18 protein-coding genes and 1 tRNA gene are annotated in these 19442 nt (G+C 59.0%); 5 read left to right on the top strand and 14 right to left on the bottom strand.

Features of this window, described 5'->3' with window-relative positions; all coding sequences use genetic code 11:
* Window positions 1-2 precede the first annotated feature (2 nt).
* From AC2FJ6_RS13180 to AC2FJ6_RS13205, 6 genes are all read right to left on the bottom strand, one after another.
* Window positions 3-1133, bottom strand: coding sequence for a murein hydrolase activator EnvC family protein (locus AC2FJ6_RS13180; RefSeq protein ID WP_496669277.1), 1131 nt, complete (start codon window positions 1131-1133; stop codon window positions 3-5).
* Complete coding sequence (gene gpmI / locus AC2FJ6_RS13185) at window positions 1130-2647, bottom strand: 2,3-bisphosphoglycerate-independent phosphoglycerate mutase (protein ID WP_170773137.1); 1518 nt, start codon at window positions 2645-2647, stop codon at window positions 1130-1132. The genes AC2FJ6_RS13180 and gpmI overlap by 4 nt, the downstream gene beginning before the upstream one ends.
* An 89-nt stretch (window positions 2648-2736) precedes the next feature.
* Complete coding sequence (locus tag AC2FJ6_RS13190) at window positions 2737-4410, bottom strand: sulfatase-like hydrolase/transferase (RefSeq protein ID WP_496669279.1); 1674 nt, start codon at window positions 4408-4410, stop codon at window positions 2737-2739.
* 65 nt (window positions 4411-4475) lie between these two features.
* Window positions 4476-4718 carry a (Na+)-NQR maturation NqrM gene (gene nqrM, locus AC2FJ6_RS13195; RefSeq protein WP_170356551.1) on the bottom strand — a complete coding sequence of 81 codons (243 nt, stop codon included), beginning with the start codon at window positions 4716-4718 and terminating at the stop codon, window positions 4476-4478.
* A gap of 12 nt (window positions 4719-4730) precedes the next feature.
* Complete coding sequence (locus AC2FJ6_RS13200; RefSeq protein ID WP_170773141.1) at window positions 4731-5756, bottom strand: FAD:protein FMN transferase; 1026 nt, start codon at window positions 5754-5756, stop codon at window positions 4731-4733.
* Between the two features lie 66 nt (window positions 5757-5822).
* Window positions 5823-6008 carry a hypothetical protein gene (locus tag AC2FJ6_RS13205; RefSeq protein ID WP_170773143.1) on the bottom strand — a complete coding sequence of 62 codons (186 nt, stop codon included), beginning with the start codon at window positions 6006-6008 and terminating at the stop codon, window positions 5823-5825.
* A 110-nt stretch (window positions 6009-6118) separates the two neighbouring features.
* Here AC2FJ6_RS13205 and AC2FJ6_RS13210 point away from each other — a divergent pair, with 110 nt between their 5' ends.
* The 3 genes from AC2FJ6_RS13210 (at window position 6119) to tviB (ending at window position 9032) form a co-directional block, all read left to right on the top strand.
* The gene (locus AC2FJ6_RS13210; RefSeq protein WP_170773146.1) at window positions 6119-6643 is read left to right on the top strand and encodes a CBS domain-containing protein; all 525 of its coding nucleotides are present in this window, start codon (window positions 6119-6121) and stop codon (window positions 6641-6643) included.
* Between the two features lie 86 nt (window positions 6644-6729).
* On the top strand, window positions 6730-7743 hold the full coding sequence (locus AC2FJ6_RS13215) for a GDP-mannose 4,6-dehydratase (RefSeq protein ID WP_170773148.1): 1014 nt from the start codon (window positions 6730-6732) through the stop codon (window positions 7741-7743).
* 5 nt (window positions 7744-7748) lie between these two features.
* Entirely contained in the window at window positions 7749-9032 is a 1284-nt protein-coding gene (gene tviB / locus AC2FJ6_RS13220) for a Vi polysaccharide biosynthesis UDP-N-acetylglucosamine C-6 dehydrogenase TviB (protein WP_480878266.1), read from the top strand.
* 36 nt (window positions 9033-9068) lie between these two features.
* Here the strand turns inward: tviB and nqrF are convergent, their stop codons facing one another.
* The 6 genes from nqrF to AC2FJ6_RS13250 are packed head-to-tail and all read right to left on the bottom strand — an operon-like array spanning window position 9069 to window position 14929.
* Window positions 9069-10292, bottom strand: a complete 1224-nt coding sequence (gene nqrF, locus AC2FJ6_RS13225; RefSeq protein ID WP_170789852.1) for an NADH:ubiquinone reductase (Na(+)-transporting) subunit F — start codon at window positions 10290-10292, stop codon at window positions 9069-9071.
* Between the two features lie 10 nt (window positions 10293-10302).
* Window positions 10303-10911 carry an NADH:ubiquinone reductase (Na(+)-transporting) subunit E gene (gene nqrE, locus AC2FJ6_RS13230; RefSeq protein ID WP_050603817.1) on the bottom strand — a complete coding sequence of 203 codons (609 nt, stop codon included), beginning with the start codon at window positions 10909-10911 and terminating at the stop codon, window positions 10303-10305.
* Window positions 10911-11564: an NADH:ubiquinone reductase (Na(+)-transporting) subunit D gene (locus AC2FJ6_RS13235; RefSeq protein ID WP_117873115.1), complete on the bottom strand. Its 654-nt coding sequence runs from the start codon at window positions 11562-11564 to the stop codon at window positions 10911-10913. The genes nqrE and AC2FJ6_RS13235 overlap by 1 nt, the downstream gene beginning before the upstream one ends.
* Entirely contained in the window at window positions 11564-12379 is an 816-nt protein-coding gene (locus tag AC2FJ6_RS13240; protein ID WP_170773156.1) for a Na(+)-translocating NADH-quinone reductase subunit C, read from the bottom strand. Before AC2FJ6_RS13240 ends, AC2FJ6_RS13235 begins: the two co-directional genes overlap by 1 nt.
* Window positions 12372-13580, bottom strand: coding sequence for an NADH:ubiquinone reductase (Na(+)-transporting) subunit B (locus tag AC2FJ6_RS13245; protein WP_170773158.1), 1209 nt, complete (start codon window positions 13578-13580; stop codon window positions 12372-12374). Before AC2FJ6_RS13245 ends, AC2FJ6_RS13240 begins: the two co-directional genes overlap by 8 nt.
* 5 nt (window positions 13581-13585) lie before the next feature.
* Window positions 13586-14929, bottom strand: coding sequence for a Na(+)-translocating NADH-quinone reductase subunit A (locus AC2FJ6_RS13250; protein ID WP_170773160.1), 1344 nt, complete (start codon window positions 14927-14929; stop codon window positions 13586-13588).
* Between the two features lie 288 nt (window positions 14930-15217).
* Here AC2FJ6_RS13250 and AC2FJ6_RS13255 point away from each other — a divergent pair, with 288 nt between their 5' ends.
* Window positions 15218-16333: a THUMP domain-containing class I SAM-dependent RNA methyltransferase gene (locus tag AC2FJ6_RS13255; RefSeq protein WP_170773162.1), complete on the top strand. Its 1116-nt coding sequence runs from the start codon at window positions 15218-15220 to the stop codon at window positions 16331-16333.
* Between the two features lie 88 nt (window positions 16334-16421).
* Window positions 16422-16498: transfer RNA gene (locus tag AC2FJ6_RS13260), tRNA-Pro, on the top strand.
* 147 nt (window positions 16499-16645) lie between these two features.
* Here AC2FJ6_RS13260 and AC2FJ6_RS13265 read toward each other — a convergent pair.
* Both AC2FJ6_RS13265 and AC2FJ6_RS13270 read right to left on the bottom strand, forming a co-directional pair.
* Window positions 16646-17281 (bottom strand): hypothetical protein, encoded by a 636-nt coding sequence (locus AC2FJ6_RS13265; RefSeq protein ID WP_496669281.1) that lies wholly within the window; start codon window positions 17279-17281, stop codon window positions 16646-16648.
* Between the two features lie 250 nt (window positions 17282-17531).
* The gene (locus AC2FJ6_RS13270) at window positions 17532-19415 is read right to left on the bottom strand and encodes a DEAD/DEAH box helicase (RefSeq protein WP_170773166.1); all 1884 of its coding nucleotides are present in this window, start codon (window positions 19413-19415) and stop codon (window positions 17532-17534) included.
* Window positions 19416-19442 lie beyond the last annotated feature (27 nt).

The following is a 19442-nucleotide window of genomic DNA, read 5'->3' on the forward strand; positions in this document are numbered from 1 at the left end:
GGTTATCCATCCTTGTCGGTCCGAAACCACGATTCCGGGTCCACGGGGCTATTTTCTTGTCTTACCTCTATATAGAGCGTTTCTGAGCGGTCAGTTCCAGTGCCATCACTGCTTGTTGACAAAATAGCGCCGATTTCCGGCGTTTCACCTGGCATCAACCCAACTGGTGAGCCTTGCGGGATCACCTGACCCGTCTCTCCATACACCTCTTGCAAGCCGGAAAAGACGAACAAAAGACCCGGTTGCGGCTCCAATATCACTAGATTGCCCAAATCCAGCAGCGGCCCGCGATAGCGGATCGTCGCGGCCGTGGGCGATGTAACAATCGCGCGGGGCCGGGTGCCCATCACAATGCCGGGGCGGGTCACGCCTGCGGCATCGGTCTCGCCCGCGCGATGCAGGATGATCCCCTGCGACGGCAGGTCGATCTGACCCTTGCGGTCGGATATATCGGCATTGGTGGCGGCAATCTCACCCTCGGAAATCTCGGACAGACCGCTTGCGAAGCCTTCCAAAGTCTCGGTCGAGGAAATCAAGATGGCGGTACGAATAGGGTCTTCGACAAAGCGGCGCGGCAGGTCTGTACGGTCGGCAATCGCGGCGCTTAGTTGGGTTCGGGCGGTTTGCACACCCACCAGACCTTCTGTCAGGGTTTCGGTCGCGCTTTGCTGCAATTGGCGCAGTGTCTGAACCTCTCGCAGGTCACTGGCCAGCGCCTGAGCGCGGGCGTTCAGGCCCGGCGTGACCTCGGACAACATCATGCCCGCCCTCGCGGACCCCAACGGGCCCGACGGGTGCAGCATCAAAACCGGCGGCGCTGTGGTCTCGATCGTTTGCAACACACCCAACAGCTGCGCCACATCCTTTTCCCGCGCGTGCAGTTCGGCGGTCAGCTGCGCCTCGCGCGTAGCGGCCTTGCGCAAGCCGTCGCGCATGGCCGTCAACCCGGCCTCATAAGCCTGCACCGTGGTGGTCAACGCCCGCACCCGATCCCGCGCGCTGTCAGCTTCGGTCAACGCGATCGAGGCCGCCTCGAGCTGGCGCGCCGCGTTCAGCGCCGCAGTGGACGGGTCCGTCTGCGCGTAAAGCGGGGCCGCCAGAAGGGCTGCGAGCAGAACCGGAAGCGCCCTCATGACAGCAAGCTGCGCCCTGTCATTTCCTGAGGCTGCTCCAGCCCCATCAGGTCCAACAGTGTCGGTGCCAGATCCGACAGCCGCCCCTCGCGCAACGTGGCGCCCTCGGGTCCGCCGACCAAAGCCACGGGCACCGGGTTCAGCGTATGCGCTGTATGCGGCCCACCGGTTTCAGGGTCGACCATCACCTCGCAGTTGCCGTGATCCGCCGTCACGATCATCGCGCCCCCTGCTTTGGTCAGCGCCGCAACAACTTGCGCCAAGCCCTGATCCACCGCCTCGCACGCCTTGATAGCTGCCTGAAGGTCGCCGGTATGGCCGACCATATCGGGGTTGGCATAGTTGGTGACGATCAGGTCATAGCCCTCTTCAATCGCCTCAACGAATTTGGCCGTCACCTCGGCCGACGACATCTCGGGCTGCAAATCATAGGTCGCCACTTTTGGCGATTTGGGCATATAGCGGTCTTCGCCCACCTCGGGGGTTTCCTTGCCACCGTTGAGGAAGAAGGTGACATGGGGGTATTTCTCGGTCTCGGCCAAACGGAACTGACGCAAGCCTTGTTTGGCCACCCATTCACCCAACGTATTCGCGATGTCCCGCTTGGGGAAAACGGTAGTCATATAGGCGTTGTGGCCGTCGGAATATTCAACCATCCCCAGCAGCGCAGACAGGTTGGGGCGCGGGCCGGTGTCGAAGTCGGCAAATCCGGGCTCACCTATGGCGCGCAGGATTTCGCGGGCGCGGTCGGCGCGGAAGTTCAGGCAGAAGAAGCCGTCGCCGTCCTTGATGCCCTCAAATCCGCTCAGCACCGTGGGCAGAATGAACTCATCGGTTTCGGATTGGTCATAGGCGTGTTCAACGACTGCACGCGCAGAAGCCGCCGCACGGCCCTTAGCTTTGATCATGGCGTCATAGGCCTGACTGACCCTTTCCCATCGATTGTCGCGGTCCATGGCATAGTAGCGCCCGCTAACAGTGACGATCTGCGCGCCGTCAGGTAGTCGCTCTTCCAGTTCGTCAACAAAGGGCGCGGCCGATTTCGGCGCAACGTCCCGCCCATCCGACACCGCGTGCAACGCCACCGGCACGCCCGCATCCGTGATCGCCTTGGCCGCCGCCACGATGTGGTTTAGGTGCCCATGCACGCCGCCATCCGAGACAAGACCCATAAGATGCGCCGTGCCGCCCACCGCCTTCACCTTGGCGATGAAGGCCTGCAACGCCTGATTTTCGAAAAATGACCCATCTTCTATTGCCAGATCAATCTGCCCCAGATCCATCGCCACCACGCGGCCTGCGCCAATATTGGTATGGCCAACCTCGGAATTGCCCATCTGGCCGCTGGGCAGACCCACGTCAGGCCCGTGTGTGATCAGCTGCGCGTGCGGCCCCTGCGCCATAATCGCGTCAAATATCGGAGTCTGCGCCAGATAGGGCGCGTTGGCCTTGGTGTCCTCGGACAGCCCCCAACCATCAAGAATGCACAGGACGACAGGTTTGGGGGCGGTCATTCGGACTCTCCGGGATTGCTGCTCTTGCCTGACCTTTTACCCCTTGGCCGACGCCGGGTGAACCGCCTTTCGGCGCAGACGCGGTGAATTTAATCCTTGCCAACAATCTCCCGATACGGGCGCGCTTTGCGGCCTCGGTATTTCACCGTCAACTCCAACGGCATGTCGTTTTCATCATAGATGCCGACAACAACCCCCCGGCCCCGGCTTTTGGTCCGCATCTCGATCAGTTGCGCCTTGGACCGCGTGGTGCGCTGAGATTGCCTGCGGGTCCACGTAAACAGATGCGCATACATCTGCGCGACGACGTCGGCGTGGTCGGCGCTGTCGCCCAGATCGGTCAATTCCTGTGAATCGTTTTCCAGATCAAACAGCAAAGGACGATGGCCGCCCTCGCAATGGATCAGCTTCCACTTCCTGTCGGCGACCATGAACATCACAGCATCGCGGACCGAGGCATTCAGTTTCTCCGCCAGCAGCGAGGCCGAATAATCATATTCGCAAATCACCACATCTCGCGGAGTTTCCGCCTGCGTCCCATGCAGGATCGGCAACAGGGAATGCCCTTCAAGGATATGTGAGGCATCTGCGCCGCCCGCCACATCAAGAAAGGTCGGGGCAAGATCGATGGATTCCACCAACGCATCACAGGCCGTGCCGCGCGTGGCGTCAGCGGCGGACGATGGATCATAGATGATCAGCGGCACTTTGGTCGAGGCATCGTGGAAGAACGTCTTCTCCCCCATCCAGTGATCGCCCAGAAAATCGCCGTGATCCGAGGTCAGCACGATCATCGTGTCCTCCATCCGGCCGGTTTTTTCCATCCAGTCGAACAGGTGGCCCATCTGGTCATCCGCCTGTTTGATCAAACCCATATAGGCGGGGATCACCGCCTTGCGCACATCCTGCCGCGAGAATGTCTGGCCGATCTTTGTGTCCATGAAAGCGCGCAGAACGGGATGCGCGTTGTCACGCTCAGCCTCGGACCGGTTTACCGGCAGCACGTCATCGGGGCCGTACATCGAGGCATAGGGCTCGGGCACGATATAAGGCCAATGGGGCTTGATGAAGCTCAGATGGCAACACCAGGGGCCGTCATGAGTATCCATGAACTCGATCCCGCGCCCGGTCAGGTATGGGGTTTCGCTGTCTTCCTCGGCGATATTTGCGGGCTCGGTCGAATGCTTCAGGAACCAGCCGGACAAAACGTTGCCATCTGCATCAAGACCAGAATTGGCAAAGTCGTGCCACGGGTTGTCACTCTCATACCCTTTGGCAGTGAGGTACTTGTTGTACTCTTTCGCGCCGTCCGGATCGTAATAACCATCCGGCCCCTCGGGCAGCATCCCGTCATCGCGTTCGAATACGTCAAAACCGCATTCGGCCACACGGGCCCCAATCAGGCTGTCAGGCTCCAGACCCAGCCGGGCCATCCCTTCGGCATCCGCGCGCATATGAGTTTTGCCGACCAGCCAGCACTCCATTCCGGCCCTGCGCAGGTGATCGCCCATCGTCATCTCCCCAACCTTCAGCGGGATGCCGTTCCAGGATGCGCCGTGCGAATGCACATAGCGCCCCGTATAGGTCGACATACGAGAGCTGCCGCAAATGGGTGATTGGATATAAGCCCTGTCAAATCGCACACCCCTCGCCGCCAACCGGTCGATATTCGGAGTATGCAGATGCGGATGGCCGTAGCAGCTCAGGTAATCCCAGCGCAGCTGGTCGAACATGATGAACAGGATGTTTTTGGCTTTTGCCACGGATACGCCCCTTTGATCGTCCGGGGCTTAGGCTAACCAATTCGGCGTCAGCGGCGAAGCGGAATTTACACCTGCGCTTCGCGTTCCATCTGTTCCAGCATCTTCTTGGCGCGTTTGCACTGCAACTGATCACGCAGCGGGCTGTTCGGGTCGACATCTTTCTGACAGACCACGCATTTATCCGCACCCGAGATCGCGTTCAGACCGCCACAGCTGCCCTTGATGGTCTTGCCCATCAGCATCACGCCCAACGACATGCCCACCATCACAAGAGCCAGCAGTATGAAAGCCAGAATAAAGGTGCTCATGATCCGTATCCGTCAGTTGCTGCCCAAGGCGTCTTTGAACGCGCTGCTATGAACCGTGATATAGGCATCTTCGCCCCCTGTCACATCCCGCGAGATGAAATACACGGCAAGTTTATGCTTTTCGGCCAGTTCCAGCCCTTTTTCCTGCCCCAGCGCCAACATGGCCGTGGCCCAGGCATCGGCCATCATCGCGTTTTCCGCCAGCACCGTGACCGAGGTGGTCCGATGCGTGATCGGGCGGCCTGTCACCGGGTCGATAATATGCGAATAGCGCACGCCGTCCTGTTCGAAGAAGTTCTTGTAATCGCCCGAGGTCGCCATCCCCAGATCGTCAAGCTGAACGATCAACTGAATGGCCTGCACGCCAGTTTCCGGTTTTTCGATCCCGATCCGCCATGCCTCACCCTTGTCATTCTGACCCATAGTGACCAGATCGCCGCCGATCTCGACCATGTAGTTCTCGATCCCAGCTTCGCGCAGCGTTTCGGCCACTGCGTCAATTCCATAGCCTTTAGCGATGGCCGACAGGTTGATGCCCACGCCCGCATCCGATTTGGCCAGCGTCCCGGCCCCGCGGTCCAGCGTCAACAGGCGGGACTGACCGACGCTGTCCAGCGCGGCCTGAATTTCGGCATCCGATGGCACAGGATCTTCGGGTTTGCGCGGGCCAAAGCCCCACAGCTCAATCAGCGGGCCAAGGGTGACGTCAAACGTGCCGCCCGTTTTCTCGTGCACGTCATTTGCCGCATCAATCACCAACGCAAATTCGTCAGATACTGCCACGGCATCGGTGCTGTCCGACGCAGAAAAGGTGGACACCTCGGAATTCGGATCCCAGTTGGACATCTTGGCGTTGACCTCGGCCAGCGTCTGATCGACTGCACCTGCCAGCGCCTCTTCGTCAAGGTCCACGCCGATGGCGGTGATGTTGAAGGTCGTCCCCATGGTTTCGCCAGACAGGCGCACGACTTCTGGTTCTTTGTCGAACAAACAGCCAGACACCAGCGCGGCAACAGCCAAAACGGGGACAAAACGCATCACAGCACCCTCTTAGGAAAACGTGCCCGGCATATGCCAGCGCCCCGGATCAGAGTCAAACCTGCGTCAGAGTTTCAGCGGCATGAAGCCCAAAACCAGCAGACCAATTCCGGCAGGCACGCCAAACAGCCACGCCTTTTTCTGCCACCCCGGCGCTTGTTGTTTCCATGCCATGCGAAAATTGTGCCCGCATACAACCACGGCGAAAAAGATCAGCGCTGCAACAGGCGGGGTCAGAGAAAGGTCGGACAAAAGTTCGGATATCCTTGGTTTTCGGCAGTTTTCCCCGGAACGGGCAATTGCACCCTATACAGGTCGTTTGGCTGCGCTAAGGTAAATAACAAAGCAGAAGGAGATTGCCCATGGCCCCAAGCTCTTACCAGCCACCGACCCGCGGCGACAAGGCCGAGACCAGCACGCGCAGCCAGTCGGTCGACTCGAACCTGTCACACTCGCAGACGACCGTGGCGAAACTGCTTGAGGGCAAGGGAAATGCGGTGTTCTCGGTGCGTCCAAACGACACGATTCACTCGGTGGTGAACACGCTGAAGGAAAAGAAAATCGGGGCGGTTCTGGTGACCGATCAAAACGGCGCACTGCAGGGCATTCTGTCGGAACGCGATATCGTGCGCCGCATGGCCGACACCCCCGGTCAGACGCTTCCCCAATCGGTCGAGGACCTGATGACGCGTGAGGTCAAAACCTGCGCACCTGATGACCCGCTGAACGACGTTCTGAAAACCATGACCGAGGGGCGATTCCGCCATATGCCGGTTCTCGCCGACGGCGCCCTGCGCGGCGTGATCACCATTGGCGACGTCGTGCATTTCCGCCTGAAAGAGCTGGAATACGAAGCCCTTCGCATGAAACAGATGATCGTCGGTTGACGCTCCAAAGTGCGAAAACCGCTTGACCTCGGGCCGGTGACAGTATCCCTGATGCAGCATCAAACGGCGATGAAACAGAGGGTTGCATGAAACGGGTTCTTGTCACCGGAACGGCCGGGTTCATCGGGTTCCATCTGGCCAAGCTTTTGCTGGCCGAAGGCTTTCGTGTGCACGGCTATGACGGGATGACCGACTATTACGACGTCACCCTCAAGCAGCGCCGCCACCAGATGTTGCTGCAAAACCCTGGCTTTTCCGCAACCGAGGACTTGCTGGAAAATCACGACCGCCTGAAACAGATCGCCGATGACTTCAAGCCCGAGGTCATCGTTCACCTCGCCGCACAAGCCGGGGTGCGTTACAGCCTGGAAGACCCGCGCAGCTATATCAACTCAAACGTCGTGGGCACATTCAATGTCATGGAGATTGCCCGAGAACATGAAGTTGCGCATCTGCTGATGGCATCGACCTCATCCGTTTACGGTGCGAACGAAGAGATGCCGTTTACCGAGGTCGAAAAGGCCGACACCCCTCTGACGATCTACGCAGCCACGAAGAAAGCAAATGAGGCGATGGGCCATTCCTACGCTCATCTGTGGAACCTGCCGACGACGATGTTCCGCTTTTTCACTGTTTACGGCAGTTGGGGGCGTCCCGATCTGGCGCTCTACAAATTTGTGGACGCCATTCTGGATGACCGACCAATCGACATCTACAACCACGGCGACATGTACCGCGACTTCACCTATGTCGAGGATCTGGTGCGGGGTATCCGCCTGCTGATCGACGTGCCGCCCGTGCGCCCGGACAGCGCGGATCAGATTGCCGAGGGCGACAGCCTGTCTCCGGCAGCGCCGTGGCGGGTGGTGAATATCGGCAATGGAGACAAGGTGCGGCTGATGGACTTCATCGAGGCCATTGAGGATGCCTTGGGCAAAAAGGCTATCCGAAACTACATGCCTATGCAGATGGGCGATGTGCCTGCGACATGGGCCGATAATGATCTGCTGCAATCCCTGACAGGGTACCGCCCGCAAACCGATTTCAAAGAGGGAATTGCCCGGTTCGTCGCGTGGTTCCGCGACTACCATGGTAAATGACGGCGATGTTTGAAACAGACCCCAACGCCCGCAAGATCGCTGTGATCGGACTGGGCTATGTCGGCCTGCCGCTGGCCGTGGCCTTCGGCAAAATCGGCCCTGTGACCGGCTTTGACATCAACACAGCCCGGATAACCGCCCTGCGCGCCGGTCAGGACGCAACCCATGAGGTCGAGCCCGAGGACCTGCGCGCCGCAACCGGCCTGTCCTTCACCACCGATGCGGCAGAAATCGCGGAATGTGACACCTATATCGTCACCGTCCCCACCCCGATCACGGCAGGCAAGCAGCCTGACTTAACACCTTTGCTCAGCGCGTCTGAAACCGTTGGACGCGTGCTGAAACCCGGCGATCTCGTGGTCTACGAATCCACCGTCTACCCCGGCGCGACCGAGGAAGACTGTGTGCCAGTGTTGGAACGCGCCTCGGGCCTGGTGTTCAACCGCGATTTCTTTGCAGGCTACAGCCCCGAGCGGATCAACCCCGGCGACAAGACCCATCGGATCGCGGATATCTGCAAGGTTACGTCCGGCTCGACCCCCGAGGTGGCCGATCTGGTGGATGCGCTTTACGCGCGGATCATCACGGTAGGCACCCACAAGGCGGAAAGCATCCGTGTGGCCGAGGCCGCAAAGGTGATCGAGAACACCCAGCGCGACCTGAACATCGCGCTGGTGAATGAGCTGGCGATGATCTTTGGCCGGATGGATATCGACACCGATGCAGTTCTGCGCGCCGCGGGGACCAAGTGGAACTTTCTACCCTTCCGCCCCGGTCTGGTGGGCGGGCATTGCATCGGCGTAGACCCCTATTACCTGACCCACAAGGCCGAAGCTGTGGGCCATCACCCGCAGATCATTCTGGCCGGGCGTCGGTTGAATGACAGTATGGGCGGCTATGTGGTCTCGCAACTGGTCAAGCGGATGATGCGCGAGGGGATCAATGTGGCCGCCGCCCGCGTGCTGGTAATGGGGCTGACCTTCAAGGAAAACTGTCCCGACCTGCGCAATACGCGTGTGGTGGATATCATTGACGAGTTGCAAGACTACGGCGTCGCCGTCGATGTCTACGACCCCCATGCGGATGCAGTTGCCGCGCAGCAGGAATACGGGATTTCAATGACTTCGCAGCCTGAAACCGGTGCTTATGACGGTATCGTTCTGGCAGTTGCGCATCGGGAATTTCTGACGCTCGCCCCAGCCGAGATACGCGCCTTTGGCAAGGATCAAAGCGTGTTGTTCGACGTCAAATCCTGTCTGCCGCCAGAGGCCAGCGACCTGCGGCTGTAAAAAAACCGGCGCTGTGCTGCGCCGGTTTATCCTGTCTTATCCGCCAAAATCGTCCAGCATGATGTCTTCGCGATCCACGCCCAAGTCCAGCAGCATGTTGATGACCGACTGGTTCATGATCGGCGGTCCACACATGTAGAACTCGCAATCCTCGGGCGCGGGGTGGTTCTTGAGGTATTCCTCGAACAGAACGTTGTGGATGAAGCCGGTATAGCCTTTCCAATCGTCCTCGGGCTGCGCATCCGACAGGGCGACATGCCATTCGAAATTGTCGAACTCTTCGGCCAGTTGGTCGAAATCCTCGACAAAGAACATCTCTTTCTTCGACCGCGCGCCGTACCAGAAGCTGATCTTGCGATCGCGGTTTTCCAGACGCTTGAGCTGATCGAAGATGTGGCTGCGCATAGGGGCCATGCCCGCACCACCACCAATAAAGACCATCTCTTTCTGCGTGTCGCGGGCAAAAAACTCACCAAACGGACCCGAAATCGTGACTTTGTCACCCGGTTTCAGGTTGAAGATATACGACGACATCTGGCCCGGGGGGATACCATCCGAACCCGGAGGCGGCGAAGCCACTCGGACGTTCAGCATGATCATGCCTTTTTCGTCCGGATAGTTGGCCATGGAATAAGCCCGCTCAATCGGTTCGGCCACGACGGATTCGTATTGCCACAGATTGAACTTGTCCCAATCTTCGCGATATTCCTCTTCCACGTCGAAATCGGTATATTTCAACGCGTGCGCGGGGGCCTCGATCTGGATATAGCCACCGGCGCGGAAGTTCACGTCCTCGCCTTCCGGCAGGTCCAGGGTCAGGGCCTTGATGAAGGTCGCCACGTTTTCATTCGAGCGAACGGTGCATTCCCATTTCTTGACGCCAAAGACCTCTTCGGGGACTTCGATGTCCATGTCCTGCTTGACCGCGACCTGACAGGACAGACGGTCACCGCACGAAGCCTCACGCTTGGTGATATGGCTTTCCTCAGTTGGCAGGATCGAGCCACCGCCCGAATGCACCCGCACCCGGCATTGCGCGCAGGTACCGCCGCCGCCACAGGCGGACGGAACAAACAGCTTCTCGGCCGCCAGTGTTTGCAGCAGTTTGCCACCTGCTGGGACCGAGATGGTTTTCTCACCGTTGATGGTGATGTTCACGTTCCCGGTCGACACCAGCTTGGACCGCGCAGCCATGATGATGGCCACCAGCCCCAACACGATCAGGGTAAAAAGAACGACGCCTAAGCTAAAAGTTTCCATGCGCCCCTCCTTACAGTTTCACGCCTGAGAAGGACATGAAGGCCATCGCCATCAGACCCGCGGTGATGAAGGTGATCCCAAGCCCTTGCAGGCCGTCGGGGATATCCGAATATTTCAGCTTTTCGCGCACACCCGCCATCGCAGTGATCGCCAGTGCCCAGCCAAAACCGGAAGACAGACCATAAGTCGCGGCCTCGGCAAAGTTATAGTCACGCTCCACCATGAACAGCGAACCACCCAAGATCGCGCAGTTCACCGTGATCAGCGGCAGGAAGATCCCCAGCGCGTTGTAGAGCGGCGGGAAATACTTGTCCAAAACCATCTCAAGGATCTGAACCATCGCCGCGATCACACCGATATACGAGATCAGGCCAAGGAAGGTCAGGTCCACATCCGGGAAACCGGCCCAGGCCAGCGCGCCCGGTTTCAGCAGGTAGTTCAGCAACAGGTTGTTGGCAGGCACAGTGATGGCCTGCACAACCATGACCGAGATGCCCAGACCCAGCGCGGTCGAAATCTTCTTGGACACGGCAATGAAGGTACACATCCCCAGAAAGAAGCTGAGCGCAAGGTTTTCGACAAAGATAGCCTTTACGGCCAATGAAATCAGACCTTCCATCAGTGGGCCTCTACCTGCTGAATTTTGTATTCACGCTCTTCCACCTGGTTCGGCTTCCATGTGCGGAAGGCCCAGATGATCAGACCGATGATGAAGAACGCTGACGGAGGTAGCAGCAGCATCCCGTTGGGCACGTACCAGCCACCGTTGTTGACGGTCTCCAGAATGGTGATGCCAAACAGCGACCCGGCCCCGAACAGCTCGCGGATGAAGCCCACCAGCAGCAGGATCAGGCCGTAGCCCATACCGTTGCCCATGCCGTCGATGAACGACGCGACGGGCGGGTTCTTCATCGCAAACGCCTCAGCCCGGCCCATCACGATACAGTTGGTGATGATCAAGCCGACAAAAACCGATAGGGTTTTCGAGATCTCAAACGCATAGGCCTTAAGGATCTGGTCCACCAGGATCACCAGCGAAGCGATGATCACCATCTGTACGATGATCCGGATCGAGCCCGGAATCTGGTTGCGCAGGCACGAGATAAAGAAGGACGAGAACGAGGTCACGAAGATCACCGCCAGCGCCATCACCATCGACACTTGCAGCGACGAGGTCACCGCCAGCGCCGAACAGATGCCCAGCACCTGCAGAGTGATCGGGTTATTGTCGACAAGCGGGTCGACCAGCATCTCTTTCTTGGTCTGAGACATCAGATTTCTCCTGCTTGCAGTTTGGCCAGGAACGGAGCGTAACCCGCATCCCCCATCCAGAATTTCACCAGGTTATCGACACCGACCGAAGTCAGCGTGGCACCGGCCAGCGCGTCGACATAAAAGTCCGGGCCAGCGGCGGGCTGCGATTTGGCCACGGTGATCTGAAGCTCACCCGCGTCATCGCGCAGCTTTTTACCGTTCCACAGTGCCTTCCAGCGGGGGTTGTCCACCTCGGCCCCAAGGCCCGGCGTCTCACCATGCTGATAGAATTGCAGACCGAAGATATCGTTGCCGTTGTTCTCCAGCGCGATAAAGCCATAGAGCGTGGACCACAGGCCATAGCCATGCAGCGGTAGGATCACCTTGTCTAACTCGCCCGCATCATCGCGCAACAGGTAGATGACACGGTACTTAGACTGACGCCCGATACCCGCCGGGTCATTGTCCAGCGCAACGCTGAGGTCCGGGTCGCTGGCCGCAGCGATGTCATCAAACGTGGCAGCGTCGAACCGATCGTCGACGAAAGCGCCCGTCGACAGTTCAAGTACATGCGGTTCGAACGCGGCGAATGCCTCGGTGACATCTACGCCCGGCTCATAGACACCGGCGACTTGCAAAACGTTGACCTGCTTGTCCTTCAGCGCGTTGGCTTCTTGCACAGGGCGCAGGCTGACGGCTGCGGCGGATACGACCATCGAGGCCACAAGGCAGACAGCGACCGCGACGATGATCGTTTTGCCGACAGAATCCGGCGAGGCGGCCAGAAACTTTGCAATCGCGCCCTTTGATTCTTGGGACTGCGTATCAGACATGGCGACGCGCCCTCCGTTTGATGTTGGCTTGCACGACGAAATAGTCGATCAGCGGCGCAAAGACGTTTCCGAAGAGGATAGCCAGCATCATACCTTCGGGGAAAGCAGGGTTAATGACGCGGATCATCACAACCATGACACCGACCAGCGCACCGTAGATATAGCGGCCCATGTTGGTGTGGCTGGCCGAAACCGGCTCGGTCACCATGAAGGCCAGACCAAAGGCATAGCCGCCCAGAACGATGTGCCAGTACCAAGGCATCGCAAACATCGGGTTGGTGTCCGACCCGATCAGGTTCAGCAACAGGCTAAAGCCGATGGTCCCCGCCAAACAGCCCAGGATCAGGCGGTAGTTGGCAATTTTCGTTGTCAGCAGGAAGGCCAGGCCGATCATACAGGCCAGCGTCGATGTCTCACCGAAACTGCCCTGAATGGTGCCGAAGAACGCATTGGCCCAGGTGATCCCGTCAGCCGCCAGCGCCTGAACGCCCTCGGCTGCGGTGATCCCCAACGCGGTCGCGCCCGAGAAACCATCCACCGGAGTCCAAACCGAATCCCCCGACATTTGCGCAGGATAAGCGAAATACAAGAACGCCCGCCCGACCAGTGCGGGGTTGAGAAAGTTCTTACCGGTGCCGCCAAACACCTCTTTGCCGATGACAACGCCGAAGATTATGCCCAAAGCGACCTGCCACAGCGGTGTCGATGCCGGAAGGATCAGCGTGTAGAGCATCGATGTGACAAGGAAGCCCTCGTTCACCTCATGCCCGCGCACGGTGGCAAAGATGACCTCGAAAATACCACCCGCGACCAGCGTCGTGATGTAGATCGGCAGGAAATAAAGCAACCCGTGCAACACATTGGCAAACAGGCTGGACGGATCCAGCGAGATACCGAACATCTGCAACAAAGCAATCCGCCAGCCGGTAGCCGCATCCGGACCAAGCGTCGCAATAGCTGAATTCGCCTGATAACCCGTATTCCACATCCCCCACAGGATGCAAGGGATCGTGGCGATCACGACATAGGTCATGATCCGCTTCATATCCACGTAGGACCGTGCGTGTGGGGCTACGGTGGTGACGGTTTTCGGAGTGTAGATGAAGCTTTCGACCATCTCGTAGATAGGGAAATACTTCTCGTACTTGCCGCCCTTGGTAAAGTTCGGCTCAATCCGATCGAAGAAGCTGCGCAAACCCATGTGGATCAGCCCTCCTTTTCAATCTTGGTCAGGCAGTCGCGCAGCGCCAGCCCGTATTCATATTTTGCCGGACAGGCAAAGCCCACAAGGCCCAGATCTTCTTCGTCCAGCTCCAGCGCGCCCAATGCCTGGGCAGTGTCCGTGTCCATAACCAACAAAGCGCGCAGCAATTGCGTCGGCAGGTAGTCCTGCGGCATCAGCTCTTCGAACACGCCCGTCGGCACCATCGCACGACGGCCGCCGTTCAGGTTTGAAGTGAACGCATACAGCTTTTTCGCAAAGGCCGAGCCCAACACGGGCTGTACGGCGAATTTCGACGGCATCGGAAGAATCCAACCCATCGTGTGTTGATCGTGATCTTCACGGATGATCGAAACCTGCCGCGCAAAGCGACCCAGATAAGCGGTCGGGCCTTCAGCCTGTGCACCTGACAGGATCGAGCCCGAGATAATCCGGGGCGTCCCGTCCACATCAACCTCGTCGCGGGTCAGATCGTCGGTCGACGCGCCCATGACCGTGCGGATCAAACGCGGCTGCCGCGCGCCCGGACCGGTCAGAGCGACCACGATATTGGGATCCAGATGGCCGGTCTGCATCAGGCGACCAATGGCGATGACGTCCTGATACCCGATGGTCCAGACCTGCTTGTCCCCTGCCAGCGGCTCGAGGAAATGGATATGCGTCCCCGCCAGCCCCGACGGGTGCGGCCCTGCGAATGCGGCGGCTTCAATTCCTGGCACATCGGCGCCCGGTACCGAGTCACCCTCTTTGTGGCACAGATAGGTCTTGCCTTCGGTCAGGTTCGCGACCGCCGCCAGACCCGCAGCGAAAGCATCCCCTGCGTCAGCGATGATCACGGCTGCATCACCCGCCAGAGGCTCACTGTCCATCGCCGTCACGAAAATCGCTGCAGGTGTGGTGCCGGGTGTCGGCATTTTGGAATAGGGCCGCGTTCGGAAGGCCGTCCAAAGACCCGCCGCACACAGCTTGGCCGTCACGCCCTCGGCGCTGTCGGCATTCCCGGTGCCCGAGAAATCAACCCCGGTGTCATTGGGGTCTGACACCTCGATCACGACGCTTTGCAGCACGCGCCGAGCACCGCGATTGACTGCGACGACCTTGCCGGTCATTGGCGCTACCATCATCGCATCGGGCGCGTCTTTGTGACTAAACAGGGGCGTGCCGCGCTGGACGTCGTCACCCTCTTGTACCAGCATCTTGGGTTTCAGGCCAATATAGTCGCCGCCCAGAACCCCGACGGTCGAAAACTCGGGTCCAGGATGAATCGTCTGATCCGGCGCACCCAGCACCGGCAGCTCGAACCCTTTTTTCAGTTTGAAAGTTTGCATGTCGCTACGGTCTTCCAAGCCTCTTTGTCTGCGCCAACTCTGCCGACGTCCTTTCGGAATCCTGCAATAGCACGGTTTTTCGGGATCTCCGTCGCAAAAGCGCCGAAAACGGTCCAAAATCCGCAGGCATATTTTCGATCATGGACCCTTTACGCGGGGATGGTCATAAACGCAAACCTGTTACCGCTCAAAGCCGCAAGTAATTGTCACATTCCTATCACGTTGCGCAGTTTCGATGCGTGGAAAATGCATGTCGCACCCGGATCGCATCCGGTGTAAGCACCCAAAATGGAACACAGCGACAAATTCGAGATATTTCTGGTGGCCACGCCCGGCCTCGAGGCCCCCTTGCTGGCCGAGACTGTCGAAAACGGATTCGAAAACGCCAGAATCGTACCCGGTGGTGTCAGCCTGCGCGGGGGATGGACCGATGTCTGGCGCGCCAATCTGTGTCTGCGGGGTGCCAACAAGGTCTTGCTGCGCATCGGTAGCTTTCCTGCCGTTCACCTGGCCCAGCTCGACAAACGTGCCCGCAAGTTTCCATGGTCAGATTTTCTGCGCCCTGATGTGCCGGTCAAAGTCGAGGCGACCAGCCGCAAATCCCGTATCTACCATGCAGGCGCCGCGAAGCAGCGGGTCGAGCACGCAATTACCGAAACTCTCGGCGCGCCAATCTCGGGCGATGCCACCCTGCGGGTCCTGCTACGCATTGAAAAGGATATCTGCACTTTTTCAGTCGATACATCCGGCGAGCCGCTGCACAAACGCGGCCACAAACCGGTAGTTGCCAAAGCCCCCATGCGCGAGACCATGGCCGCCATGTTCCTGCGCGAGTGCGGATACACCGGATCCGAACCGGTCCTGGACCCGATGTGTGGCTCCGGCACCTTCGTCATCGAAGCCGCCGAGATCGCCTTGGGGCTGAACCCCGGTCGCGGCCGCAGCTTTGCCTTCGAAGACCTTGCCGGGTTCGACCCTGCCGCTTGGGGCGATCTACGCGCCAACGGGGATATGTCCGAAACCGATCTTGTTTTCTCCGGCTCCGACCGCAATTCGGGCGCGGTTGAAGCCGCCCAAGCCAATGCGACGCAGGCCAGAGTGAGTGAGGTCACAAAGTTCCAAACCCGCGCCGTCAGCGACATCAAGCCCCCACCCGGCGACGCCGGTCTGGTCATCGTCAACCCCCCCTATGGTGCCCGAATCGGCGATGAAAAACGCCTGCGCTCTCTCTACGGGGCGTTAGGCAAAGTGCTTGCGTCCCGTTTCAGCGGCTGGCGCGTGGGGATCGTGACCAGCAATGCGGGGCTTGCCCGCGCAACCCGTCTGCCTTTGCTGCCGCCCGGACCAGTGGTTGACCACGGCGGCACCAAAATCCGCCTCTACCACACGGACGCCCTGCCCTGACGCCAATCGCGGCGATGGGCGCAGGGTTTGAACTCGCAAAATCCCTCTTGCACATCCAAATTGCCGGGTATAGACCCGCCGCCACGGTCGGAGTGTAGCTCAGCCTGGTAGAGCACTGTCTTCGGGAGGCAGGGGTCGGAGGTTCGAATCCTCTCACTCCGACCAATAAAACAAGGCGCCCAAGGGCACCTTTGTCGTTTGTAAGACTGCAATCCGAGGTCCATTGAACCTGAGCATTATTCGAACTCTAAAGCATTGGCAGCTCTGCCAGGGTTCTAAGGCCATAGATGTTCAACTCTAATGCAGCAAGCTTCAAACAGGCACAAAAACCGCGTAGTTCTCATCGATAACGTAGTCGACGCGTCTTTGATGTCCGGTTAAGGGAGTTTCTAGCAATTCCACTGGGGGAGAAATACACGGCTTGGGAAAGTCTTCCTCCCTCAAGGTCTCGCCTTTGATTTCCGCTTCCTTCTTCGCTTTCTCAAGCATTTTGTCAGCGTATTCATAACTCTGTTGAAGCAGTTGATCTGGATCACCGCGCTGAAAGTCATTTTGCTCAACTAGGAGGTTATTCTGTGTATACGGTCGCGACTTGTTTCGCGCTTCGATCACGCGAAGAGGGATCAGTCCACCTGAGTCAGACGAGTTTCCTCGGGATGTCGGCCTACCACATGCATATGGTCCCTGTAGGCAACCATAAGCGTACATTGCAACTGCAACGTCACAGTCATCATGATCTAAAATCCAAGTTACAACATCGATGTAACCTTTGATGTCAGGATTTAGAGACCTAATCAATCCGATCCATAACCATTGGTCTCTCTGCCCCTCCAGGAAAGGTATCATATCCGCCAATTCGACAAACACAGCATGATCGGGAGTTTCCCATCGGGCTTCGTAGAGTTCTGCTGCGGTAAATGGTCTAAATTTTAACGGGTCATACTTCATAACAAAAACTGTGTGTCCAAGTAACACACAGAGCAGCCTTATCTGACTGATCCAATACGATTGTTAGTTCATCATTGATAGATTTCCCAGACCCGCTCTCAATTGTTTTTTGCAAGCTGCCTAGAGCTTCAGCTAATTGTCCATCCCTATCGCCGCGCACAGGGAGAGTACGGCGCAGCGGACTGCGGCTGCCTCGGAACCGAGGCACGACCTCTGCAAAGGGGTTTCGCAGCGCGATTAACGCCCTAGTTTACGTCCGGCGTTTCGGAACCGCATTGCCGCCCTTGGCCGCCGCAGCCCGCGCGCGGTTCTTCTTGCTGCTTGGCTTGCCCTTGGGCGGCGGAGGACCTTTGGGGCGGCGATCCGGTGTCTTGCCTGCCCAGGCGTCCCCGGCCTTGCTGCGCTTGGGTTTGGGATCGGCTTTTCCGTTGTCCGCAGGTTTGGGCGCGTCCTTCTTCCGCGTCTTTGCAGGTTGCGGTTCGATCAGACGCTCCGGACGCTCAGGTTTTTCGCGTTTCTTGCCCTTCATCCCACGTTTGGGCCCGGGTTTTGCGGGGCGCGACAGGTCCGGGGCCGTGTCCAGTCGTTCGATCTCTTTCGTGCCTTCGACCTTCAAGTCGGGCCCAATGGCTTCGATGAAACCGGGTACGCTGCTTTCGCGGATCTCGATATAAGTCACTTCGTCAGCAATACGGATCGCGCCTATATCGGATTTCGTGATGTTCCCGGCCTTGCAGATCATCGGCAGAACATAGCGCGGTGACGCATGTTGATTGCGCCCCTCAGACAGGGAAAACCAGACGCTGGGGCCAAAGGGGGCGCTGGGTTTGGTTGCCGCGCTGACTTCGCCCAGTTCTTCGGGCGCGGAATGTTGGCGCGTGTACTGGCGAACGTAAGCTGCGGCCAGTTGTTCTGCTGAGAACCGCGCAACCAGTTGCTCGACCGAGGCGCGCTCGGTCTCGGGGACCTCGGACTGCCAGTCGTCGGACGCAAACATCCGTTGCAAATCCTGCGCGTTGACCTCTTCGGCCGAGGGCGCAGCCCCCCACTCGGCGGTGAGTTTGGCGAATTTCAAAAGGCGCTGTGCCTTTTTGAACGCCGCCGGGGGCACGATCAGCGCACTGACCCCTTTGCGGCCTGCCCGACCGGTCCGGCCCGAGCGGTGCAGCAGGGTTTCGTGACTGTTGGGCAGTTCGGCGTGAACGACCAGATCAAGGTTCGGCAGGTCGATCCCCCGCGCCGCGACATCGGTGGCCACACAGACACGTGCACGACCATCGCGCATCGCTTGCAGCGCGTTGGAGCGTTCGCTCTGCGTCAACTCCCCCGACAAAGCGACAACCGGGAACCCCCGGTTGGACAAGCGTGCCGTCAACCGGCTGACCATGGCGCGCGTGTTGCAAAAGACGATAGCGTTCGGGGCTTCGTAATAGCGCAACACGTTGATGATCGCGTTCTCGCCATCGCGCGGCGCCACATTCAGTGCACGGTATTCGATATCTGCGTGCTGCGTGCGTTCGCTGACCGTGCTGACCCGTTCAGCGTCCTGTTGATAGCGCGCAGCAAGGCTGACAATCGCGCGCGGCACCGTGGCCGAGAACAGCAGCGTCTGACGCGTCTCGGGCGTTTGTTCCAGAATGAACTCCAGATCCTCGCGGAAGCCCAGATCCAGCATCTCGTCAGCTTCGTCCAGCACCACCGCCCGCACATCGGTCAGGTCGATCGAACCGCGCATGATATGATCGCGCAACCGGCCCGGCGTTGCGACGACGATATGCGCGCCGCGGGCCAAGGCGCGGCGTTCGTCGCGCATATCCATCCCGCCCACGCAAGAGGCAAGAAACGCTCCCGCATCAGCATAAAGCCACGCCAGCTCGCGCTTGACCTGCATCGCCAGCTCGCGCGTGGGCGCAATCACCAACGCCAAAGGTGCCGCGGCCACGTCAAAGACATCGCCCTCAGCCAAAAGCGTCGGCGCTATGGCCAATCCGAACCCGATGGTCTTACCCGAACCCGTCTGCGCGGAAACCAACAGGTCGCGCCCCTGCAACTCGGGCGCGGTCACGGCCTGTTGCACCGGGGTCAGGGTCTCATATCCTTTGCGCGTCAGCGCATCTTGCAATGTCTGTTTCATAGATCGGCTCGCTCTGGTGATGCTGTC

It is taken from the genome of Ruegeria sp. CDSA089 (assembly GCF_059612205.1).